This is a genomic window from Streptomyces sp. NPDC001222, assembly GCF_042896945.1.
In the GTDB taxonomy this organism is placed as follows: Bacteria; Actinomycetota; Actinomycetes; order Streptomycetales; family Streptomycetaceae; genus Streptomyces; species Streptomyces gibsoniae.
Genome location: NZ_JBIAXT010000012.1, coordinates 111,571 through 133,735, shown reverse-complemented (window position 1 = coordinate 133,735; position 22,165 = coordinate 111,571). Strand labels below are relative to the sequence as shown.

At 70.9% G+C, this 22,165-nt stretch carries 16 protein-coding genes and 1 riboswitch; of the genes, 4 read left to right on the top strand and 12 right to left on the bottom strand.

Translation table 11 applies throughout. The features are described 5' to 3' along the window. Positions 1 to 7: 7 nt before the first annotated feature. The gene (locus tag ACFY2Z_RS18600) at positions 8 to 478 is read right to left on the bottom strand and encodes a winged helix-turn-helix transcriptional regulator (RefSeq protein WP_390745221.1); all 471 of its coding nucleotides are present in this window, start codon (positions 476 to 478) and stop codon (positions 8 to 10) included. Positions 479 to 568: 90 nt separating this feature from the next. Between ACFY2Z_RS18600 and ACFY2Z_RS18595 the strand changes: the two genes are divergently transcribed. Both ACFY2Z_RS18595 and rarD read left to right on the top strand, forming a co-directional pair. Next, complete coding sequence (locus ACFY2Z_RS18595) at positions 569 to 1,423, top strand: SDR family oxidoreductase (RefSeq protein ID WP_390745220.1); 855 nt, start codon at positions 569 to 571, stop codon at positions 1,421 to 1,423. A 203-nt stretch (positions 1,424 to 1,626) separates the two neighbouring features. Then, positions 1,627 to 2,580 carry an EamA family transporter RarD gene (gene rarD / locus ACFY2Z_RS18590; RefSeq protein WP_390745278.1) on the top strand — a complete coding sequence of 318 codons (954 nt, stop codon included), beginning with the start codon at positions 1,627 to 1,629 and terminating at the stop codon, positions 2,578 to 2,580. A gap of 149 nt (positions 2,581 to 2,729) precedes the next feature. Here rarD and ACFY2Z_RS18585 read toward each other — a convergent pair whose 3' ends face one another. The 5 genes from ACFY2Z_RS18585 to ACFY2Z_RS18565 form a co-directional block, all read right to left on the bottom strand. Beyond that, complete coding sequence (locus ACFY2Z_RS18585) at positions 2,730 to 4,127, bottom strand: hypothetical protein (RefSeq protein WP_390745219.1); 1,398 nt, start codon at positions 4,125 to 4,127, stop codon at positions 2,730 to 2,732. Positions 4,128 to 4,476: 349 nt separating this feature from the next. Further along, a complete protein-coding gene (locus ACFY2Z_RS18580) occupies positions 4,477 to 5,373 on the bottom strand; it encodes an ABC transporter permease (protein ID WP_390745218.1) in 897 nt (298 codons plus the stop codon). Then, positions 5,360 to 6,382, bottom strand: a complete 1,023-nt coding sequence (locus tag ACFY2Z_RS18575) for an ABC transporter ATP-binding protein (RefSeq protein ID WP_390745217.1) — start codon at positions 6,380 to 6,382, stop codon at positions 5,360 to 5,362. Before ACFY2Z_RS18575 ends, ACFY2Z_RS18580 begins: the two co-directional genes overlap by 14 nt. Before the next feature lie 46 nt (positions 6,383 to 6,428). Next, entirely contained in the window at positions 6,429 to 7,706 is a 1,278-nt protein-coding gene (locus ACFY2Z_RS18570) for an outer membrane lipoprotein carrier protein LolA (protein WP_390745216.1), read from the bottom strand. A 361-nt stretch (positions 7,707 to 8,067) separates the two neighbouring features. Further along, positions 8,068 to 9,078, bottom strand: a complete 1,011-nt coding sequence (locus ACFY2Z_RS18565; RefSeq protein ID WP_311701277.1) for a polyprenyl synthetase family protein — start codon at positions 9,076 to 9,078, stop codon at positions 8,068 to 8,070. Between the two features lie 824 nt (positions 9,079 to 9,902). Next, positions 9,903 to 10,103, top strand: a riboswitch (cyclic di-AMP (ydaO/yuaA leader). A 4-nt stretch (positions 10,104 to 10,107) separates the two neighbouring features. On the opposite strand from ACFY2Z_RS18565, the gene ACFY2Z_RS18560 reads away from it, so the two are divergent. Next, the gene (locus tag ACFY2Z_RS18560) at positions 10,108 to 10,617 is read left to right on the top strand and encodes a transglycosylase SLT domain-containing protein (RefSeq protein ID WP_390745215.1); all 510 of its coding nucleotides are present in this window, start codon (positions 10,108 to 10,110) and stop codon (positions 10,615 to 10,617) included. A gap of 61 nt (positions 10,618 to 10,678) precedes the next feature. Here ACFY2Z_RS18560 and ACFY2Z_RS18555 read toward each other — a convergent pair whose 3' ends face one another. The 3 genes from ACFY2Z_RS18555 to ACFY2Z_RS18545 all read right to left on the bottom strand — a co-directional run bounded on the left by ACFY2Z_RS18555 (position 10,679) and on the right by ACFY2Z_RS18545 (position 14,805). Further along, positions 10,679 to 11,545, bottom strand: a complete 867-nt coding sequence (locus ACFY2Z_RS18555; protein WP_390745214.1) for an HAD family hydrolase — start codon at positions 11,543 to 11,545, stop codon at positions 10,679 to 10,681. 710 nt (positions 11,546 to 12,255) lie between these two features. Further along, positions 12,256 to 13,458: an FAD-dependent oxidoreductase gene (locus ACFY2Z_RS18550; protein WP_390745213.1), complete on the bottom strand. Its 1,203-nt coding sequence runs from the start codon at positions 13,456 to 13,458 to the stop codon at positions 12,256 to 12,258. A gap of 84 nt (positions 13,459 to 13,542) precedes the next feature. Further along, complete coding sequence (locus tag ACFY2Z_RS18545) at positions 13,543 to 14,805, bottom strand: ATP-grasp domain-containing protein (protein ID WP_390745212.1); 1,263 nt, start codon at positions 14,803 to 14,805, stop codon at positions 13,543 to 13,545. A gap of 223 nt (positions 14,806 to 15,028) precedes the next feature. Between ACFY2Z_RS18545 and fahA the strand changes: the two genes are divergently transcribed. Beyond that, positions 15,029 to 16,243, top strand: coding sequence for a fumarylacetoacetase (gene fahA, locus ACFY2Z_RS18540; RefSeq protein ID WP_390745211.1), 1,215 nt, complete (start codon positions 15,029 to 15,031; stop codon positions 16,241 to 16,243). Between the two features lie 318 nt (positions 16,244 to 16,561). On the opposite strand, the gene recQ is transcribed toward fahA, so the two are convergent. The 3 genes from recQ to ACFY2Z_RS18525 all read right to left on the bottom strand — a co-directional run bounded on the left by recQ (position 16,562) and on the right by ACFY2Z_RS18525 (position 22,164). Next, positions 16,562 to 18,574, bottom strand: a complete 2,013-nt coding sequence (recQ, locus tag ACFY2Z_RS18535) for a DNA helicase RecQ (RefSeq protein WP_390745210.1) — start codon at positions 18,572 to 18,574, stop codon at positions 16,562 to 16,564. Between the two features lie 333 nt (positions 18,575 to 18,907). Continuing rightward, positions 18,908 to 20,557, bottom strand: a complete 1,650-nt coding sequence (nuoN, locus tag ACFY2Z_RS18530; protein WP_390745209.1) for an NADH-quinone oxidoreductase subunit NuoN — start codon at positions 20,555 to 20,557, stop codon at positions 18,908 to 18,910. Then, the gene (locus ACFY2Z_RS18525; RefSeq protein WP_390745208.1) at positions 20,554 to 22,164 is read right to left on the bottom strand and encodes an NADH-quinone oxidoreductase subunit M; all 1,611 of its coding nucleotides are present in this window, start codon (positions 22,162 to 22,164) and stop codon (positions 20,554 to 20,556) included. The genes nuoN and ACFY2Z_RS18525 overlap by 4 nt, the downstream gene beginning before the upstream one ends. Position 22,165: the final 1 nt, after the last annotated feature.

Here is a 22,165-nt window from a genome sequence, read left to right as displayed (position 1 = left end):
AGCGGTTCTACGAGGCCTGGGCGCTCCGCGTCCGGGCCTCGTCGTATGTGTGGCGGGCGCGCTCGACCTCGGGCATCCGCTGCTCCGTCCACAGCGCCAGCGCACGCACCTGGTCGGCCGCCTCGCGGCCCAGTTCGGTCAGGGAGTAGTCGACCCTCGGCGGGATCACCGGCTTGGCGTCGCGGTGCACCAGGCCGTCCCGTTCCAGGGTCTGCAGGGTCTGGGTGAGCATCTTCTCGCTGATGCGGCCGACCCGGCCGATGGCCCGGCGCAGCTCGCTGAAGCGGTAGGGGCGGTCGAGCAGTTCGATCAGCACGAGGACACCCCAGCGGCTGGTGACGTGCTCCAGGACGAGCCGGTAGGGACACTGCGCGGCGTCGGCGTCCGTCGCACGGACCGCCGGGGCGCCTGCGCGGTCCACCGAGGCGTCTGCACGGGCTGCGGGGGCGCTGGAGGGGCGCGATGCACTTACCGTCATGCCAGTACCTTACTTCAAAGTGGGTACTTTCCAGAAGTTAGTGCCCCTTCTAGGGTGAGTGTCAGACACACCCCACAAGGAGATCCCGTCATGAGCATTGTCGTCACCGGAGCCACCGGACACCTCGGCCGCCACGTGGTGGAGCAACTGCTGGAGAAGGTTCCGGCCGACCAGATCACCGCCGTCGTACGCACCCCGGAGAAGGTCGCCGACTTCGCGGACCGCGGTGTGCGGATCGCGGTCGCCGACTACAACGCTCCCGAGACCTTCGGCGGCCTCTTCGCGGCCGCCGACAAGGTGCTGCTGATCTCCGGGAACGAGTTCGACAAGGGCCGGGTCGGCCAGCACCGGGTCGTCCTCGAAGCCGCCAAGGCCGCCGGAGTGGCGCTGTTCGCCTACACCAGCGCCCCCGGCAGCCTGACCGCCGCCCTGGCCGACGACCACCGGGCCACCGAGCAGCTGATCGTCGAGTCGGGCGTGCCGTATGTGCTGCTGCGCAACGGCTGGTACCACGAGAACTACACCGAGAACCTGGGCCCCGTCCTGGAGCACGGTGCGGTCGTCCAGGCCGCCGGTGAGGGCCGGGTCGCGTCCGCTTCCCGCGCCGACTACGCGGCCGCCGCCGTCGCGGTGCTGACCGGCGAGGGCCACGAGAACGCCACCTACGAGCTGAGCGGCGACACCGCGTGGGGCTTCGCCGAGTACGCCGCCGAGCTGAGCCGGCAGACCGGCAAGGAGATCGCCTACAACGCCGTCCCGCTGGACGTCTACAGCGGCATCCTGACCGGCGCCGGACTGCCCGGGCCCCTCGCCGCGATCCTGGCCGGCGTGGACGTCGCCATCGAGAAGGGCGAGCTGGCCGTCACCACCGGCGACCTCTCCCGGCTGGCCGGCCGCCCGACCACTCCGTTCGCCGAGTCGATCACGGCCGCACTCAAGGGCTGACACCGTCTCGACGGCTCCTGATCACCTCAGCCCCCGCCTGTCATGACCGTATGGCGATACGGGTATGACAGGCGGGGGTGCTCGCGTTACCTTCTTGGATGCTGCACAGGAGCAGCCGAGAGCGTGAGTGAGGAGGGCCCGTGGCCGAGAAGTCGACGGGCGAGCGGCGGACAGGTCTGCTGAACGGCTTCGCGGCGTACGGGATGTGGGGGCTCGTCCCCCTCTTCTGGCCGCTGCTGAAACCCGCCGGGGCGATGGAGATCCTCGCCCATCGCATGGTGTGGTCGCTGGCCCTGGTCGTCCTGGCGCTGCTGGTGATGCGGCGCTGGGCCTGGGCGGGCGAACTGCTGCGGCAGCCCCGCAAACTGGCGTTGATCACGGTCGCGGCGGCGGTCATCACCGTCAACTGGGGCGTGTACATATGGGCCGTGAACAGCGGCCATGTGGTGGAGGCCTCGCTCGGCTACTTCATCAACCCGCTCGTCACCATCGCGATGGGCGTGCTGCTTCTGAAGGAACGGCTGCGGCCCGTCCAGTGGGCGGCGGTCGCGGTCGGCTTCACCGCCGTGGCCGTGCTGACGATCGGGTACGGCCGTCCGCCGTGGATCTCCCTGTGTCTCGCCTTCTCCTTCGCCACGTACGGGCTGGTCAAGAAGAAGATCGGCCTGGGCGGCATCGAGTCGCTGGCCGCGGAGACCGCCGTGCAGTTCGTGCCCGCGCTGGTCTATCTGCTGTGGCTGTCGGCGCAGGGCCGGTCGACGTTCGCCTCCCACGGCGCCGGGCACGCGACGCTGCTCGCCGCCACCGGGGTGGTCACCGCGCTTCCCCTCGTCTGCTTCGGCGCCGCCGCGATCCGGGTGCCGCTGTCCACGCTCGGTCTGCTGCAGTATTTGGCGCCGGTCTTCCAGTTCCTGCTGGGCATCTTCTACTTCCATGAGGCGATGCCGCCCGAGCGATGGGCGGGCTTCGCGCTGGTCTGGGTCGCGCTGGCGCTGCTGACCGGGGCCGCGCTGCGTACGGCCCGCGCGGCGGCGCGCGCGCTCAAGGACCGCTCCGTGGTGGCGGGCTCCGTCCCCAGCGTCTCCGCGACCGTGAGCGCGCCGCGGAACCCGGACGGTGTGGCGGCCGGCCCCGATCCGGTGGACGCCACGTCGTAGTCCGGGCGACCGGTTCCCGCCGGGGCCCGGGGCCGGACGGGGTTCCGCCCGGCTCAGGACGGGTCCCGTCGGCGGACGAGTGCCGTGGACGGCAGTTACGTCACCGGGCGGGCCAAGGGTGCGGGGCCGAGGGCCCGCGACCCCTCGGGTCACTGGACGCCGACCGGTGCTTCGCCGGTGGCGGCTCGGGCGCGCTCGGACAGCCGGCCCATACGGGTGCGGGCACGCTCCAGTTGCCCGACGTCGCGCGCGGCGGGGCCCGGTCCGGCGGCGAGTTCGCTCCACACCTCGATGAGGTCGCGGCCGAGGTCCAGGCCCTGGTGCGGATCACGGACGGCACGCCAGGCGGCCGCCGCGCTCTGCACATTGCCGTATGCGCCGCGCGCGTCGCACTGACGACGGCGGAGCCGGGCGAGGTCGAGCGAGAGGCGGAACGAGCGCAGCGGGTCGTCGGCGAGATAGGCGACGTAGGCGGAGAGTTCGCGCAGGCGCAGCACATCGGGGTGGTCGGCGCCGAGGGTCCCGGAGACCTCGGCCAAGGTCCGCTCGGCCGTCTCGGAGGCCTCCGTGATCCGGCCCTCCTTCACGGCCTCGTTGATCCGGGCCAGGGGCTCGGCCAGGGGTCCGGCCATGTCCGCGTCGGGCGCGAGCACGGCCTCGGCGACGGAGTCGAACTCGCGTACCGGCGGCTCCGTGGGCGCCTCCTCGTCCCCGGTGAGGGGAACGTCCGGCGGGGCCGGGGCGGAGGCGGGGGCGGGCTGCCACTCGGGCGCGGAGTGCGAGTGGAGACCGGACCCGAAGCCGGGCTCCGGCGTCTGCGGATCGTCCGGCTCGGTCGCGGGCGCCGGCCACACGGGAGCGGTCACCGGCGGAAGCCCGAGAGACCCTGCCGAGGAGCCCAGGGTCCCTGCCGGGGAGCCGGAAGTTCCTGTCGGGGAGCCGGAAGTTCCTGTCGGGGCGCCGAAGATCCCTGTCGGAGGCCCGAAGGTTCCGGTCGGGGGCTGGACCGTACCCGGAACGACGGCCTCGGCCCTCGGCCACACCTGGGCCGGTCCTGACGTCGCCGTGATCAACGGCTCCTGCTCGGGTACCGCCTGCACCATGCAGGTCGCGACGGCGGCTCCGGGGCGCTCCGGAGCGTCCACCGCGGTGGCCGCGTCGGCTGGGCAAGCGGGCGTGTCGGGCGTGTCCAGTTGCCTCGGCTCACCCGTGAACTCGCTCGATCCGTCGATCAGGACCCGGACCGACACCACGTACCCGATCCGCTCGTCCCGGACGGCCGCGAGGACAGGGTGGCCCGCGGTGAGGGCGAGACGGTGGAGATGGTTCAGGACAGCCTGCTGGACCGACTCCCCCGGTGCCGCGACCACCGGCATCCCGCCGACAGTCGCCCCGGTCCCGATCCCGGTCCCGGCATCGGGAGCCCCGTCCCGCGCGCCCACCGGCACATGGACCTCGATCGGCGTCATCCCGGACTCCGTTCCCTCCATGGACGCGACCACGACGGCGGAGCGCTCCCGCTCGGGTTCGCGGCTGAGTCGCGACATCGTTCCCCTCACTCGGGTCGGCCGGTCGAGAAAAGGGCGGCGGTGGGGGCGCCCGCGACGACGAGCCCACGGCAGGCAAGCCTACGCGGGAGGGGCGACGTCCGGCGTCCCCGGCGTCCCGTGCCGGTCGCACGTGCCGTGAGTGCCGTACGCGTCATCCCTGCCCCTCCTCACCCAGGCCCGGCCACGATGTCCGATCGGCCTACTTGAAGTCTGCGGCCGCCATACCCTTCTGGCGTCACCGCAGCGTCACAGGCCTGTCCCAGGATCCGACCCGCCCCTTGCGGACTGCGGCCTCGACGGCCTCGACGGCTTCGACAGCCTCAACGGGTGAGCGCGGTACACGCCCTCAGGAAGTGATGTCCCTCGACGTGAAGCGCGCCCACGCCGCCGAGCCGAAGACCGCCACGTAGAGGGCCTGGAGGCCGAGGTTGCGGGTCAGATCGTCCCAGTAGACCGGGTCCCGCATGAGGTCCGCGAAGGACATCCAGTAGTGCGGGAAGAAGTACGGCTGCAGTGCGTGCAGTTGGGGGATCTGGTCGAGGATCTGCACGGTGATCACCAGGCCGACCGTGGTCGCCATGGCCGCGATTCCACTGTCGGTGAGGGTGGAGACGAAAAGCCCCAGGGCCGCGAGCCCGGTCAGGGACGCGGCGACGGTCAGCGCGATGAGCAGGGCGCGGCCGAGGCCGTCGGCGAAGTCGATACGGGTGCCCGAGATCGTCGTCAGGTCGCCCAGTGGGAAGAGCAGGGCGCCCACGGCGAGCGCCGAGAGCGCTACGACGAGGGTGGCGAGCAGACAGAAGGCCATCGTGGTGGCGTACTTGACGAGGAGGAGGCGGGTGCGGCCCGCGGGGGCGACCAGGAGGTAGCGCAGGGTGCCGGAGTTGGCCTCGCCCGCGATCGCGTCGCCGGCGACGACGCCGACCGCCATCGGCAGGAAGAACGGGAGCGACACGGCGAGCGCGGTGAAGACCAGGAACAGGCCGTTGTTGGTGATCTGCGCGATGAACGCGGGGCCGCCGTCGCCGCCTCGTCCGCCGGCACCGGGACCGTCGCCGGTCTCCACCTTCACGGCGATCCCGACCAGGACCGGTACGGCCGCTAGTACGGCCAGCAGCGCGAGCGTACGCCAGCGCCGCAGGGTGGTCACCAGCTCGCTGCGCAGCAGTCCGAGAGACCACAACGGGTTGCGTTCCCGCGCGACCAGCGTCCGGTCCGGCCCCGTCCACTCAGCCTGCGACATCGAATCCCTCTCCCGTCAGCGCCACGAACGCGTCCTCCAGTGAGGCGCGTTCGACGCCGAAGCCGCGGACGCGGACTCCGGCGGTGACCAGTGCGGCGTTCACGTCCGCCGGTTCGCCCTCCGGGGGGTCCGCCGTGACCCGGCCGTCCCCCACGACCACGTCGGCGACGCCCTGTTCCTTCAGGACGCGGGCCGCCTCCGTCACGTCCGGGGTGGTGACGACGAGACGTCCGCGTGCCCCGGCCGCCAGGTCCGCCACCGCGCCCTGCGCGATCAGCCGGCCCTGCGCCATCACGGCGGCGTGCGTACAGACCTGTTCGATCTCGTCGAGCAGATGGGAGGAGAGGAAGACGGTCGTGCCCTCGGACGCCAGTTCCCTGACGAGGGAGCGGATCTCCCGCATGCCCTGCGGGTCGAGGCCGTTGGTGGGCTCGTCCAGGACGAGGAGGCGGCGGGGCCGGAGCAGGGCGGCCGCGAGTCCCAGGCGCTGCTTCATCCCCAGGGAGTAAGCCCTGGCCTTCTTGCCGGCCGCCGCCGAGAGACCCACCCGGTCCAGCGCGGCCTCGACCCGTGCGCGCCGGGTGCGCGGGTCGGCGGTGGGGTCGGCAAAGTCGTAGCGCAGGAGGTTGTCGCGGCCGGAGAGGAAGCCGTAGAGCGCCGGGCCCTCGATGAGGGCGCCGACGTGCGGGAGCACGGCGCGCGAGGCGCGGGGCATGGGCTGCCCCAGCACGCGCGCCGTGCCCGAGGTGGGCTCGATCAGGCCCATCAGCATGCGGATGGTCGTGGTCTTGCCCGAGCCGTTCGGCCCGAGGAAGCCGAAGACGCTGCCCGCCGGGACGGTCAGATCGAGTCCGTCAACGGCGAGCTGCCCGCCGTGGTAGCGCTTGGTGAGGGCACGGGTGGCGATGACCGGGGCCTCCTCGGCCTCGGGGGCCTGCTGGGCCCCCGGGTCGCTCACCGTCGCCCCGGAGCCGTGCGGCTCCCCTTCCCCGGCGGGCAGTTCCTCCATGGACTCTCCTGCTCCCCTGCTCCAGCCGTCCGAGCCGCGCGGGGGACTACTTCCCCGCGTCGGCCGCCTTCACCAGCGCGTCCTTGGTGACCGCGCCCGCGTACACCTTGCCGTCGTCCGTGATCAGGGCGTTGACCAGGCGAGTCGAGAAGACCGTGCCCGAACCGAACTTGCCCTTGACGTGGTCGCCCAGGGAGCCCAGGAAACCGGCGAACGCGCCGTCCTTGGACGCGCCGCCCTTGGACGAGGTGCCCGAGGGCACGCCGCCCTTGCTGCCCGAGTCGAGGACGTAGATCGAGTTCCAGCCCTCGCCGATGGTCCTCGGCCCGGTGCCCGGTACCGCCTTCTCGGAGCCAGGCGCCGCCTTCCAGTCGCCGTGCGCCGACTTCTCGGTGCCGTGGGCCCGCGCCTTGCCCTCGTCCTTCAAGTCGTCACCCTGGGTGACCTTGGTGCCCTTGGGCGGCGTGAAGGTGAACGTCGACGCGGCCGGCCTGCTGAACGACACCTCGGTGAAGCCCGCGTCGACGACGGCCGCGCCGCCCGATGCCGGGGTCAGGGTGAACTTCAGCGGCAGACCCGTCTTCGCGTCGACCGCGATGCTGATGGCACCGACCGTCGTACCCGACTGCTTGGGCCGGATGAGCAGCTTGTACGCGTCCCGGCCCGCGACCTGCGCGGTGCCGTCGACCGTCACCGACGTGGTCTTGTCGGCGGCCTTGAGGGCCTCCTCGGCCATGTCCTTCGGCGTGGCCGGCATGTCCTCGGGCGCCGCCTTCGCACCCTTGTGGTCGCCGGCGCCGGTCGCGTGGAACGCCTCGTTGGACGCGCTGTCGTACGTCCACATCTGGTCGCCGTTGCGGATGACGCTGTACTCGGCGGCCTTCTCCATGAGGGAGATCTTCTGCTTGTCCTCGCCGTCGGCGGCGACGCGCACGGTGTGCGTGCCGGAGGCCAGCTCCAGGAGCTTGGCGCTCGGGTCCGCGGCCGAGCCGCTCTTGCCGCCCGCGCCCTGGGAGAGCGCGCCCGAGGCGAGGCTGCTCTCCAGGCCGCCCAGGTTGGGCAGGCCCAGGTCCGTGCTGATCTTCACCGTGCCGGACAGCTGCTGGACGTCCGACTTGGCGATCTTCTCGATGAGCTGCTGGGCGCTGATCTTCGGCAGATCCGGGTCGCCGGATCCGGCGAACGCCGGGACGAGCCCGATGGTCGCGGCCGCCACTCCCACCACCGCGACCGGGACGACGTACCGTGCGGCGGTGCGCCGCCCGTCGCGTACGTCCTCGGCCTCGCCGGCGGGCGTGCTGCCGTCGGATTCGTACGGTGCCATGTGTGCCTTACCTCCGTCGTCGGCGGCGGCCTACCATCCGTGCCCTGGTCCACCCCTGTGCCGCCATTCTCACCCGAACTCCTTTGAGGTGGTGTCCCCCATCTGACCAAATCGGCACGGCAGAAGCGTCAGCCCGCGGGCTCAACTCCGCGTAATCCTGGGGTATGACATCGGGGAGACGGGACCTGCTCCGACCCGTAGGGGTTCTACGGGAAGGACGCCACCCGGGCGGCTTCGGGTACCGCTACGGACACGGCGCCGATCTCGGCCCGGATCCGAGCCGATCCCGGGGCCCAGGTCATACGGTTCCCACGACGAGTGGACCCGCGGGTCCCCCTGCGAGGGTGATGCGCGAGCGGTGTCAGCCCGCCCGGTGCACCACCGCGTCGCACAGTTCCATCAGGGCCGCCTTCGCACCGCACTCCGGCAGTGGGGCCAGACCCGAGCGAGCGTCCTCCACATAGCGGACCGTGTCGCGGCGCGCCTGCTCCAGGGCCGGGTGAGCGCGCAGCCGGGCGAGGGCCTCGGCGTGCCGGGCGTCGTCCGTGAGGTCGGAGTCCAGCAGCTCGCACAGGGCGATGTCCTCCGCCAGCCCCATACGCTCCGCGCGCTCACGCAGACGCAGCACCGGGAGGGTGGGGATGCCCTCGCGCAGGTCCGTGCCGGGCGTCTTCCCGGACTCGTGCGAGTCCGAGGCGATGTCGAGGACGTCGTCGGCCAGCTGGAACGCCACGCCCAGCCGCTCGCCGTACTGCGTGAGCACGTCCACGACCGTCTCGTCGGCGCCCGACATCATCGCCCCGAAGCGGCACGCCACCGCCACGAGCGAGCCGGTCTTGCCGCCGAGGACGTCCAGATAGTGCTCCACGGGGTCACGGCCGTCCCGCGGGCCCGCCGTCTCCAGGATCTGGCCGGTGACCAGGCGTTCGAACGCCTCCGCCTGGATCCGGACCGCCTCCGGACCGAGATCGGCCAGGATGTGCGACGCCCGCGCGAACAGGAAGTCACCCGTGAGGACCGCGACCGAGTTGCCCCAGCGGGTGTTCGCGCTGTCCACCCCGCGCCGCACCTCGGCCTCGTCCATCACATCGTCGTGGTAGAGGGTGGCGAGGTGGGTCAGTTCCACGACCACGGCCGAGGGCACGATCCCGGGCGCGTACGGGTCGCCGAACTGCGCCGCGAGCATCACGAGCAGCGGCCGGAACCGCTTCCCACCCGCACGCACCAAGTGCTGCGCGGCCCCCGTGATGAAGGGCACCTCACTCTTGGTGGCCTCGAGCAGCCCTTCCTCGACAGCCGCCAATCCGGCCTGGACATCGGCTTCCAGAGCCTGGTCCCGCACGCTCAGCCCGAACGGCCCGACGACGGTCACGTGGGGTCTCCTGTCTGCTGACGTCTGCTGACGCTCACACGGTCGGTCTCAAGGACGGTCACTTGGTCGATGACGCCGTTCGTCGACGTGACTTATCAAGTTTGTCGATCTGTCGCCGCCATCACTCAAGTCAGCGTATCCGGTCACGTTTCGATCACCACGAGCGCCCACTGTTCCAGGCCGGGCGGTATCGGATCACGAACGGTATGTTCTTGATCATCTGATACGAACAGACATTCTCTGACATAACTGAAAAGCACCTTTTACGGCATGAATCACCCCATTTACCCCCCGGGCTCGCGGGCGCCGGACACCTCTCCGCTCTCTCCGCACATCACCGCCCCACCTTCCGGGCGCCCCTTTTCGGCCACCGAATGCCCCTGCGACTCCCCCGCACTCCCTGCAACTCCACTACGCCTGCCCGCCCGTGCACGCCGCACGCGCCGACCGGAGACTCGTTCCGCCCGGCGGGGCGAACCCGGAGAACTCCCCTTGCCGGCAGGGAAGTCCAGGCCGCACAAGCGATCCCGGCCCGCCCGGCGAACTCGAGCCGGACCATATGAAGCGTGGCCGCTTTGTCCGAATTAAACGCTTATGTAATGAAATGCCGATGGCAACCGCGGAAGCGGCAGTGAAATAGCTCACGTGCTCGACATGCGCGTCGTCGCGGGCGTGTCGCCAACTCCGGCTTTGCTAATGGCAACTTGAACCCAGCTCAACAATCTGGATCACGGACCTTATTCCCCCATTTCATGGTCAATTCGGAAGGACTGTGACTTGCAGGCTTGTTCCCGACATGTGCTATCGCATACCTTCCCCTCGATCCGAGCGGAACGCCGAATCCTGCCACCGCCCGGAAGCCCTTCGACCCATGACGGCAGGAGCGGGGGACCCAGGTAAGCCGCCGGTCCGGCTACCACACCGGAACGGCTAGGGGTGAAGCCGTGGCCTCGGCATCGAGAACACAGCCGGGCACCTCCCCGCCCGAACCCGACAGCTCACCTCGCAGGCGCAGGAGAGGAACGCGACATGTCCGCTTTCGCACTGCCCGCACGCCGTCGGGACCGTGGCTCCCAGGCCACCCGTCTCACCCGTGCCCTCGCAATCGCGGGGACGGGTGCCGCCCTTCTCGCCCTGCCGGTCATGGGAGCGACCAGCGCTTCCGCCGCGCCCGGCAAGCCGGGGAACGTCACCTCCGTCACCGTCGTGAAGACCCGCGGCACCACCCTCGACAGCTGGATCCGTCAGTCGCTGGACGTCATGGCCCGGCACGGCATCCCCGGCACGTACAACGGCATCTACCGCAACGTGATGCGCGAGTCGTCCGGCAACCCGAGAGCCATCAACCTCTGGGACTCCAACGCCCGTAAGGGGATCCCCTCCAAGGGCCTGCTCCAGATCATCGACCCGACCTTCGCCGCCTACCACGTGCCCGGCACGTCGTTCGATCCCTACGACCCGGTGGCCAACATCACAGCCGCGTGCAACTACGCCGCCCACCGGTACGGCTCGATCGACAACGTCAACAGCGCGTACTAGGAGGCCTGTCGGTCGCCTACCGGTAGGAACCTGACAACCGACCGGTGGGCCCGGCAGCCGATCAGTAGGCCTGGTGACAGCCGGCGGACCCCCGGCCGGCGCTGTCGGCCGGCGGCCGGTGACCGGCGAGGACTCGTTCGAGGACGACGGCGATGCCGTCGTCCTCGTTCGACGTGGTGATCTCGTCCGCCACGGCCTTGAGTTCGGGGTGGGCGTTGGCCATCGCCACCCCGTGCGCGGCCCAGTCGAACATCGGGATGTCATTGGGCATGTCACCGAAGGCGATGGTCTCCGACGGACCCAGCCCCAGATGGCCGGCGGCCAGCGCGAGCCCCGTCGCCTTGGTGATACCGCACGGCTGAAGCTCGACGGTGCCCGGCCCGGACATGGTGACCGTCGCCAAAGAGCCCACCGCCGCGCGGGCCGCCGTCGCCAACTCGTCGTCCGACAGGGCGTGATGGCGCAGCAGCACCTTGCTGATCGGCTCGCACCACAGGTCGTCGCGCCGCTCGACCCGTACCGCGGGCAGGGTGGGATGCGGCATCCGATAGCCGGGTTCGATGAGCGTGAGCCCGTCCACCCCGTCCTGGTCCACGGCCGCGTACACCTGCCCCACCTCGGCCTCGATCTTGCCGAGTGCGGTCTCGGCCAACTCCCGTTCCAGGGTGACGGAGAACAACAGCCGGTTCGTGCCGGCGTCGTAGACCTGCGCGCCCTGCCCGCACACCGCGAGCCCCGTGCTGCCGAGGTCGTCGAGCAGCGGCCGCACCCTGGGCGCCGGGCGCCCTGTCACGACCAGGTGCTGCGCGCCTGCCGCGGAGGCCCGCGCCAGCGCGGCCCTTGACCGGTCGGAGAGCGTGTCGTCGTGACGCAACAGCGTTCCGTCCAGGTCAGTGGCGATGAGTGAATATGCGAGTGGTGCGGCCATGATCAGAGAATACGGATGGAACGCCCCGGCGACTCGCCGCGAACCGGACGACGTCCGGTCTCCCGTGCCCACCGAACTCCCGCAACACGGAACCGGAGTTGCCCGGCGCTGTCCGGAACACGACCACGCTCTGCCCCGGCACGCCCCGTCCCGGTACCGGCCCTGCCCTTCGGCCCCGGGGCCGCACCAAGGGCCCACCCGGCGCGCGGCAGCACCGCGCGCGGCCGGTGCACGCATCGGGCGCTCAGGCGCCCGCGTCCAACAGCCGGCGCCCCAGCGCACGAACGGCCTCCCGGGGTGCGTACGGCCGCACGACGCGGAACGGCGGGTATGACGAACCGGTGCTCCTGGAACCGCCGGTCGCGGGCGACGAGACCGACACCCTGGTGGGCCCTTGAGCGGCAGCGCAGGAGTACGTCTCCCGCGCAGGACTCCCCCGAGGAGCTGGAGGCGCTGTGGCGGCAGACGATGGCGCGTTCGCGCGCGCTGCTCGCCAGGGACCCGGCCGACGGCGGCCTGGGCCGGTCGGGCCGGAGAGGACCCGCCGCTGCGCTCCGGGCGGAGAGCAGCCGGCGGCCGTCCGACCGACCGAGATCGACGAACCGGCCGGCCTCCGACGGACGGACTCACCCCACCGACGGGCTGGGGCGTGGCGATGCCACACCCCAGCCCGTCGTCCGTCGATCCCCGGTCGGCCCCGCCCCGCGCCCTCAGCCGTGCGCCGCCGCCAAGTGTTTCGCCAGCCGGGGAGAGGCGAACTCCGTGCCGCACACGAAGCGCATCACCGGGCCGTACGAGGCCGCCGCGGGCAGGCCGGTGAAGTACAGGCCCGGCACGGAGGACACATAGCCCGCGCCGAGCCTCGGCGTGCCCCGGCTCACCGCCAGTTGCGTGCGCAGCTCGTGGCCCAGGAAGTCCATCGCCGCGATGTCCACGCGGTAGCCGGTGGCGGCGATCACATGGTCCGCGGTGAGTTCCTCCGTACGTCCCGCGTGCGTCCGGATCGTCAGAACCGGGCTGCCGTCCGGCGCGGAGGCGCCGACCACCCTGGCGACCTCACGCACCTGCACCCTGCTCTGGAAGCGGTCGCGCAGCCACCACGCGCCGAGCGGGCCGAGGACCCGGCGCACCAGGTAGTGACGGGTCTGGTCCGGGAGGAACCGGTAGGGCTGCGGGTAGTAGCTCAACGCCCACAGGGACCAGGCACGCCCGAACGGCGATTCGGGACGGAACCTCGGCTGCTCCCAGGGGGGCGCGCCGAAGGCCACCCTGCCCTCGCCCCGTGAGACAACCCGCACCCGGGCGCCCGCCTCCGCCGCGAGCGCGGCCGTCTCCAGGGCGGACTGCCCCGCGCCGATGACCACCAGCTCCTTGCCGGAGAACCGGGTCAGGTCATGGTGCTGGGAGCTGTGGGAGACCGGTCCCGTGGGGGTGGGGCCGTCCACCGCGGCGGCGGCCAGTTCCGGCGGGAGGTGGGCGAGGCCCGACAGGCCGGTGGCCGCCACGACCGCCCGCGCCGCGAACTGCTCGCCCGAGTCCAGCTTCAGGTCGAAACCGCCGCCCGGGCGACGGTCCACGGAGACGACCCTGACCCGCTCCAGCTCGGGCACCAGTTGCTCCTGGAACCACTCGCCGTAGGCGATGAACGCCTCGACCGGGATGATGTCCTCGTCGGTCACCAGCCGGGGTATGCCTGCCGCGTCGCAGTAGTCGACCAGGGTGTGGCCGCTCTGAGGGGCGTCGATGTTCGAGGCGACCGGGGTCGACTTCAGGAGCATGCCCTCGGGCATGTGGTCGCGCCAGCTCACCATGGGCTCACCGAAGACGCGTACCGGGATACCGCGCGCCCTCAGATGGGCGGCGGTGGACAGGCCGAACGGCCCGGCACCGATGACTGCTACCGGTTGAATCACGAAGTCCCTCCCCAGGACGCAACATGCCTACTTCGTGGTGGAGCCGTACGCACCAGGGCGTGCTGGTGCGGTGATTCGTACGCGCTATCGCGTACCGGTGGTGGAACCGCGGCGGTTGGTCCGCCACAGCTGATACAGGTGCTTCGCGCCCGGCCGTACGAAGCGTGCGAGCATCGTGAAGAACGGCCGCGGGTCGTCACCCGCGAACCAGGCCAGCTCCGTGCCGCTGGCGCGGGCCGGCGCGTGCGGCGTGGTGTAGCCGCTGCGCCGGTAGGCCAGCAGGGCCGCCAGGTCGATGTTCTCCACGACGTACCGGTGGCCGGCGCGCTGTTCCCCCTCCGGGACCGTACGGCCGGTCAGGTCGAGGTGCATGGCGCGGACGACGTCCACCCCCGCCTCGTTCTCGAAGAGGCGGAACTGGGCGCCCATGCGTGGGTTGAAGTCGAGCAGTTTGTAACGGCCGTCGCGGCGGTCGAAGCGCAGATCCAGATCGACGATGCCGGTGAAGCCGATCTGCTTGATGAAACGTGCCGCGAGGTCGGCGAGTTCCGGGTTGTCGACGACGTAGGCGTTCGCCGTCATACCCGCGTGCGGCGGCCAGGAGCGGACCTTGACACCGGTGAACAGGGCGAGCGGGGCGGAGTCCTGGCCGAAGTACGCGTGCACGATCCAGTCCTCGGCCTCCTCCCGCGGCAGATACTCCTGGAGGATCACGCCCGGGCGCTCGCCCCACTCGCGGGCCAGCGTGAGCAGCCCCTCAGGAGTGGCGATCCTGGTGGTCCCGTTCACGGCGGGCCGCTCGCGGCGCACGAACGCCTCACGGTTCTTGGCCACGAGCGGGAAGCGGGCCTTCTCGGCGAACCGCACGATGTCGTCGTACGACTGCGGGAAGGCCGCCTGCGGGCTCGGGATGCCGTGTTCCACGCACAGCTCGTGCAGGCCCTGCTTGCTGGCGAGGCGACGCGGAAGTTTGGCATCCACTTTCGGGAAGAGGAAGGGGCCGCCGAGCACGTCCTGATGCTCGGCGATCAGGACGGCGGCCTCCTCGTCGGTGGGAATGAGCACGGTCGGCCGTCCGATACGACGCCCGATGCCCAGCAGGCCCTCCACGAGCTGCTCCGGTTCCTCCGTCCCGGTGGTCGGCCACACGAAGGCGCGCCGCAGATAGCGAGAGACCGCGGCCGGCGTGTAACGGTCCTCGGTGATGGCGTACATCGGTATACCCAGCCGGCCCAGGCTGCGGATGGCACCCACGCCGCCGTGGTGCAGTGGATAGTCGCCGAATTTCACGATGAGCCCGGGCACCTCACGGTCCGCGTCGAACGGCGCGCCGGTGCTCCTGGCCACGGGTCCCCCCACGTGTCCCCCCTACGGACCGGACCCACCCCGTCCGTGTCCCCAAAGGACGCTAAGCCGGAATTGGACGCTCCGACAAGGCCTATTCGGACATTGCGAACTCTTTAGACCCTGCCCAAGGCAGCGAACTCACCCGTAACGTGTGCGACGACCACATGGAACGCACCCCCAAGGCACGACACACCTGACGTGCACGAAAGCGAGGCAGCATCCCATGCCCCCCTTCGACGTCCCCGAGGGCGACCCCTTCGGTCCGCACAACCTCCCCTACGGCGTGTTCTCGTCGGTCGGCTCCGCCGAGCGGAGGGTCGGCGTCCGTCTGGGCGACCACGTGCTCGACGCGGGAGCCGCCGCCGAGGCGCTCGGCTCCCCGTACGCCCCCCTGTTGTCCGGGCCCTCGCTGGGCCCCCTGCTGGCCGCCGGCCGCACCGCCTGGTCGGACGTGCGCCGGGCGCTGACGGCGTGGGTGACGGTGCCCGCGCACCGGGAGGCCATCGAGCCCCTGCTGCTCCCGCTCTCCGAGGTGAACCTGCATCTGCCCTTCGAGGTCGCGGACTACGTCGACTTCTACGCCTCCGAGAACCACGCCCGCAACGTCGGCCAAATCTTCCGCCCGGACGCGGCGGACTCCCTGACCCCCAACTGGAAGCACCTGCCGATCGGCTACCACGGCCGGGCGGGAACCGTCGTGGTGTCCGGCACGGACGTCGTACGCCCCCAGGGACAGCGCAAGGCACCCACCGACCCGGAACCGGTCTTCGGCCCCTCGGTCCGCCTGGACATCGAGGCGGAGGTGGGATTCGTGGTGGGCGTACCGTCGCAGCTCGGCCGACCGGTCCCGCTGTCGGCCTTCCGCGACCATGTGTTCGGGCTCTGCCTCCTCAACGACTGGTCGGCGCGGGACATCCAGGCCTGGGAGTACGTGCCGCTCGGCCCCTTCCTCGGCAAGTCGTTCGCCACGTCCGTCTCTGCCTGGATCACCCCTCTGGACGCCCTGGAGGACGCCCGGGTGGCGCCCCCCGGGCGCACGCACCCGCTGCTGCCGTACCTGGACGACGCGCACGACGAACCCGGCGGCTACGACCTGCGCATCTCCGTCGCGATCAACGGCCATGTGGTCTCCGAGCCGCCGTTCTCGACCATGTACTGGACGGCCGCCCAGCAACTGGCGCACATGACGGTGAACGGGGCGTCGCTGCGGACGGGCGACCTCTACGGCTCGGGCACCGTGAGCGGCGCGACCGAGCACGAGCGCGGCTCTCTGCTCGAACTGACCTGGAACGGGCGCGATCCGCTCGAACTCCCGGACGGCAAACGAGCGTTCCTGGAGGACGGGGACGTGGTCACCCTGACCGCCTGGGCTCCGGGACCGCACGGGACCCGGGTGGGGCTGGGGGAGGTCACGGGCCGGGTGGTACCCGGCACCTGAGCCACCCGGGGGGCCCTCCCCCGCCCCCTCCCTCCCCCTCTCCCCCGCCCCCACACCGCCTTGAGCCGTACCTCTTGCCCCCGGCCCGCACGACACCCCTCTCAGGGGCTCAGGGGCCGTCGGCGCGGAAGCGCGAGCACCCGCGCCGACGGCTCCCGTCCCCGGTCGTGCGCCCCTCACGGCCCCCGGGGACGGATCAGGCGTCCGCCACGGCCCGCAGGAGACGCAGCCAGCCAGCACCTGGCCCAACCTCAGCTCAAAGGCGCGGACAGCCGTCCCGACCCGCAGCCCGTTCCGACCCGCAGCTCGTCCCCTCGCTCACATCCAGTCGTCGGGTTCGGGCTGCGGCTCGAGATCGGGCTCCGCGTCCGGCCAGTCGTCGGCCGGTGTCCCCTCGCTCGCCCGGGCCGCCTCCGCCGTCGGGGCCGCGCCGCCCGCGGCCGGCCCGTCCAGCGATGCGAGCACTCCGAGCACTCCCTCGCCGTAGGTCGCCAGCTTCTTCTCGCCGACCCCGCCGATGGTCCCCAGCTCCGCCACCGTCGTGGGGCGGACGGCGGCGATCTCCCGGAGCGTCGCGTCATGAAAGATCACGTATGCCGGGACGCCCTGTTCCTTCGCCTGGGCCGCGCGCCAGGAGCGCAACGCCTCGAAGACGGGCAGCAGTTCCGGCGACAGCTCGGCGGCGGCCTTCGGCCTGCGTTCGCTCTTCGGCGACGAGGAACGGGCGGCCGCGGGTCGCGCGGGCTCCTTGCGCAGGGGCACCTCGCGCTCCCGCCGCAGCACCGACCCGCTCGGCTCCGTCAGCACCAGCGTCCCGTACTCGCCCTCGACCGCCAGCAGGCCCTGGGCCAGCAACTGCCGGACGACACCCCGCCATTCGCCCTCGGTCAGCTCCTCGCCGATGCCGAAGACGGACAGCTGGTCGTGGTCGAACTGGATGACCTTGGCCGTGCGCCGCCCCAGCAGGATGTCCACGATCTGCACCGCGCCGAACTTCTGCCGCCGCTCCCGGTCCAGCCGCCAGACCGTGGACAGCACCTTCTGCGCCGCGACCGTCCCGTCCCAGGTCTCCGGCGGTGTCAGACACGTGTCGCAGTTGCCGCAGCCGTCCCCCGCGTCCGGGTTCTGGCCGAAGTAGGCCAGCAGCTGGCCACGGCGGCACCGGGCGGTCTCGCACAGCGCCAGCATCGCGTCCAGGTGCGCCTGGGCCCGGCGGCGGAAGACCTCGTCGCCCTCTCCGGACTGGATGAGCTTGCGCTGCTGTATGACGTCGTTCAGTCCGTACGCCATCCAGGCCGTGGACGGCAGGCCGTCGCGGCCCGCCCGGCCGGTCTCCTGGTAGTAGCCCTCGACCGACTTCGGCAGGTCCAGGTGCGCGACGAACCGCACATCCGGCTTGTCGATGCCCATCCCGAACGCGATGGTCGCGACCACGACCAGGCCGTCCTCGCGCAGGAACCGGGACTGGTTCGCCGCTCGCACGCCCGCGTCCAGGCCCGCGTGGTAGGGCACCGCGTCGATGCCGTTGCGGGTCAGGAACTCCGCCGTCTTCTCCACCGAATTGCGTGAGAGGCAGTAGACGATGCCCGCCTCGCCCGGGTGCTCCTCGCGCAGGAACGACAGCAGCTGCTTCTTGGGGTCGGCCTTCGGGACGATGCGGTACTGGATGTTGGGCCGGTCGAAGCTCGCGACGAAGTGGCGGGCCGACGGCATGTTCAGCCGCTGGGTGATCTCCTGGTGCGTGGCGTGCGTCGCCGTCGCCGTGAGCGCGATCCGGGGGACGTCCGGCCAGCGCTCGCCGAGCAGGGACAGGGACAGATAGTCGGGGCGGAAGTCGTGGCCCCACTGGGACACACAGTGCGCCTCGTCGATGGCGAACACCGAGATCTTGCCGCGCGAGAGCAGGTCGAGGGTGGACTCCAGGCGCAGCCGCTCCGGGGCCAGGTAGAGCAGGTCCAGCTCGCCGGCCAGGAACTCCGCCTCCACCACGCGCCGCTCGTCGAGGTCCTGCGTGGAGTTGACGAACCCGGCCCGCACACCGAGCGCCCGCAGCGCGTCCACCTGGTCCTGCATCAGTGCGATCAGCGGTGAGACCACCACGCCGGTGCCGGGTCTGACCAGGGCCGGGATCTGGTAGCACAGCGACTTGCCGCCGCCGGTCGGCATGAGGACCACGGCGTCGCCTCCGGCCACCACATGCTCGATGATCGCTTCCTGTTCGCCGCGGAAGCTCTCGTATCCGAAGATCCGGTGCAGCGTGGCCCGCGCCTCGCTGCCGTCACTCGGCGCCGGCATCACGCCCGCCTCCGTCATCACAGCCGTCCCGTCCATCGCCCGTCCCCCGTGTGTCGTCCCTCGACCACGCCATCCACGATAGGGGGCCGTGCCGACAGCCCCGGAGTTATCCACAGGCTCCCCTCTCCGTCCGGGTTCAAGGACACGACAGTCGTTCACATGTACGCGGGAGGCCTGCCCGTTTCCGCACGGATGATCCGAATCGACCGGCGACACTCCGCCGTCGCCCTGGCCATCGAGGTCGTCTCCGAGGACTCCCTCTCCCGCGATCGTGAGACCAAGCCCATGAGGTACGCCCGCCAGGACCGCGCGCAGAACGGCCCGGCACCCCCCGAGCGGGCACCGGGCCGTCGCGTGCGGCGGGACTTCTCAGCGCACGAAGATGCCCGCCTGGCTCGCCAGGTCCAGGAAGTACTGGGGCGCCACACCCAGCACCAGCGTGACCGCCACGCCCACCCCGATCGCCGTCATGGTCAGCGGCGAGGGGACGGCGACCGTCGGGCCCTCGGGACGCGGTTCGCTGAAGAACATCAGGACGATCACGCGGATGTAGAAGAACGCCGCGACCGCCGACGAGATCACACCGATCACGACCAGCGGGATCGCGCCGCCCTCCGCGGCCGCCTTGAACACGGCGAACTTCCCGGCGAAGCCGGAGGTCAGCGGGATGCCCGCGAAGGCCAGCAGGAACACCGCGAACACGGCCGCCACCAGCGGCGACCTGCGCCCGAGCCCCGCCCAGTTGGACAGGTGCGTCGCCTCGCCGCCCGCGTCGCGGACCAGCGTCACGACGGCGAAGGCGCCGATCGTCACGAACGAGTACGCGGCCAGGTAGAAGAGGACCGAGGAGACACCGTCGGGGGTCGTCGCGATGACACCCGCGAGGATGAACCCCGCGTGCGCGATCGACGAGTACGCCAGCAGCCGCTTGATGTCGGTCTGGGTGATCGCGACGATCGCGCCGCCCAGCATGGTGACGATCGCGACCGCCCACATCACCGGCCGCCAGTCCCAGCGCATACCGGGCAGGACGACGTACAGCAGCCGCAGCAGCGCACCGAACGCCGCCACCTTCGTCGCGGCCGCCATGAAGCCGGTCACGGGGGTCGGCGCGCCCTGGTACACGTCCGGTGTCCACATGTGGAACGGCACCGCGGCCACCTTGAACAGCAGGCCCATCGCGATCAGCGCGGCGCCGACCAGCAGGAGCGCGTCGTTGCCCATGGTGTTCGCGAGCGCGGGGTCGACGTTCGTGACCGTGCCGTCGACGACGTGGGCGATGGTCGCGTACGACACCGAGCCCGCGTACCCGTACAGCAGTGCGATGCCGAACAGGGTGAACGCGGAGGCGAACGCGCCGAGCAGGAAGTACTTGACCGCGGCCTCCAGCGACATGAGCCGCTTGCGGCGGGCCAGGGCGCACAGCAGGTACAGCGGAAGGGAGAAGACTTCCAGGGCCACGAAGAGGGTCAGCAGATCGTTGGCCGAGGGGAAGACGAGCATGCCGCCGACCGCGAACAGCAGCAGCGGGAAGGCCTCGGTGGTCGTGAAGCCGGCCTTCACGGCGGCCTTCTCGCCCTCGCTGCCCGGTACGGACGCGGCCTGCGCGGCGAACGAGTCGACCCGGTTGCCGTGCGCGGCGGGGTCCAGGCGCCGCTCGGCGAAGGTGAACACGCCGAGCAGGCCGGCCAGCAGGATCGTGCCCTGCAGGAACAGGGACGGTCCGTCGACCGCGATGGCTCCCATCGCCGCGATGTGCGCCTTGGTGGTGCCGTAGCCGTCGGCCGCGAGCGCCACGACCGCAGCGAACGCGGCGGCGAGCGCGACGACAGAGACGAACACCTGTGCGTAGTAGCGGGATCGGCGCGGGACGAACGCCTCGATCAGCACTCCGATGAGCGCCGCGCCGATGACGATCAAGGTGGGCGACAATTGCCCGTACTCGATCTTCGGCGCAGGGATCTTCGAGATCGGTTCGGCCGCGGTTGTCCACAGGCTGTGGACGGCTACGGTGCTCACTTGGCCGCCTCCACCGCAGGCTTGGGATCGGTCTGGTGTACGTCGGACATGGTCTGTTTGACCGCCGGGTTCACGATGTCGGCGACGGGCTTCGGATAGACGCCCAGGAAGATCAGCAGAACGATCAGCGGGGCGACGACGAGCAGCTCCCGCACCCGCAGATCCGGCATCGCGGCGACCTCCGGCTTCACCGGGCCCGTCATCGTCCGCTGGTAGAGGACCAGGGTGTAGAGCGCGGCGAGGACGATGCCGAAGGTGGCGATGATCCCGATCGCCGGATGGCGTGTGAACGTGCCGACCAGGACCAGGAACTCACTCACGAAGGGCGCGAGTCCCGGCAGGGACAGCGTGGCCAGACCGCCGATCAGGAAGGTGCCGGCGAGCACCGGAGCGACCTTCTGGACGCCGCCGTAGTCCGCGATCAGACGCGAGCCGCGGCGCGAGATCAGGAAGCCCGCCACCAGCATCAGGGCGGCGGTCGAGATCCCGTGGTTCACCATGTAGAGCGTCGCGCCGGACTGGCCCTGGCTGGTCATCGCGAAGATGCCCAGGACGATGAAGCCGAAGTGCGAGATCGAGGCGTACGCCACCAGCCGTTTGATGTCCCGCTGGCCGACCGCGAGCAGCGCCCCGTAGATGATGCTGATGACCGCCAGGACGAGGATCACGGGCGTGGCCCACCTGCTCGCCTCCGGGAACAGCTGGAGGCAGAAGCGGAGCATCGCGAACGTGCCGACCTTGTCGACGACCGCCGTGATCAGGACGGCGACCGGGGCGGTGGCCTCCCCCATGGCGTTGGGCAGCCAGGTGTGCAGCGGCCACAGCGGCGCCTTCACCGCGAAGGCGAAGAAGAAGCCGAGGAACAGCCAGCGTTCGGTGCTGGTCGCCATGTGCAGCGAGCCGTTGGCCCGGGCCTGCACGATCTCCGGGAGCGAGAAGTTCCCCGCCTGCACATACAGGCCGATCACCGCGGCCAGCATGATCAGGCCGCCGACGAGGTTGTAGAGGAGGAACTTCACGGCGGCGTACGAGCGCTGCGTGGACGCCGTCTGCTCGCCGTGCTCGTGGGCGTGGTCCCCGAAGCCGCCGATGAGGAAGTACATCGGGATGAGCATGGCTTCGAAGAAGATGTAGAAGAGGAAGACGTCGGTGGCCTCGAAGGAGAGGATCACCATCGCCTCGACGGCCAGGATCAGGGCGAAGAAGCCCTGCGTCGGCCGCCAGTGATAGGGGCCGGTCTCCTTGGGGCCTCCCCTGCTCGAACGAAGTTGAGAGCTTGGGGAAGGGTCGGCGTCGTGCCAGCCCGCGAGGATCACGAACGGGATCAGCAGCGCGGTCAGCGCGATCAGCGCCACCGCGATGCCGTCCACGCCCAGTTCGTACCGCACCCCGAAGTCCTTGATCCAGGCGTGCGATTCGGTGAACTGGTAGCGGGCGCCGCCCGGCTCGAAGCGGAACCCGATCACCGCGGCGAGCGCCAGCGTGGCGAGTGAGACGACCAGCGCCAGCCACTTCGCGGTGGTGCGCCGGGCGGCGGGGACCGCTGCCGTGGCGATCGCCCCCACGGCCGGGAGCACCGCCGTCGCTGTCAGCAGGGGAAAGGACATC

Coding starts and splice junctions, on each gene's coding strand:
- ACFY2Z_RS18600 (WP_390745221.1), bottom strand. CDS start 478: ATGACGGTAAGTGCATCGCGCCCCTCCAGCGCCCCCGCAGCCCGTGCA.
- ACFY2Z_RS18595 (WP_390745220.1), top strand. CDS start 569: ATGAGCATTGTCGTCACCGGAGCCACCGGACACCTCGGCCGCCACGTG.
- rarD (WP_390745278.1), top strand. CDS start 1,627: ATGTGGGGGCTCGTCCCCCTCTTCTGGCCGCTGCTGAAACCCGCCGGG.
- ACFY2Z_RS18585 (WP_390745219.1), bottom strand. CDS start 4,127: ATGTCGCGACTCAGCCGCGAACCCGAGCGGGAGCGCTCCGCCGTCGTG.
- ACFY2Z_RS18580 (WP_390745218.1), bottom strand. CDS start 5,373: ATGTCGCAGGCTGAGTGGACGGGGCCGGACCGGACGCTGGTCGCGCGG.
- ACFY2Z_RS18575 (WP_390745217.1), bottom strand. CDS start 6,382: ATGGAGGAACTGCCCGCCGGGGAAGGGGAGCCGCACGGCTCCGGGGCG.
- ACFY2Z_RS18570 (WP_390745216.1), bottom strand. CDS start 7,706: ATGGCACCGTACGAATCCGACGGCAGCACGCCCGCCGGCGAGGCCGAG.
- ACFY2Z_RS18560 (WP_390745215.1), top strand. CDS start 10,108: ATGTCCGCTTTCGCACTGCCCGCACGCCGTCGGGACCGTGGCTCCCAG.
- ACFY2Z_RS18555 (WP_390745214.1), bottom strand. CDS start 11,545: ATGGCCGCACCACTCGCATATTCACTCATCGCCACTGACCTGGACGGA.
- fahA (WP_390745211.1), top strand. CDS start 15,029: ATGCCCCCCTTCGACGTCCCCGAGGGCGACCCCTTCGGTCCGCACAAC.
- recQ (WP_390745210.1), bottom strand. CDS start 18,574: ATGGACGGGACGGCTGTGATGACGGAGGCGGGCGTGATGCCGGCGCCG.
- ACFY2Z_RS18525 (WP_390745208.1), bottom strand. CDS start 22,164: ATGTCCTTTCCCCTGCTGACAGCGACGGCGGTGCTCCCGGCCGTGGGG.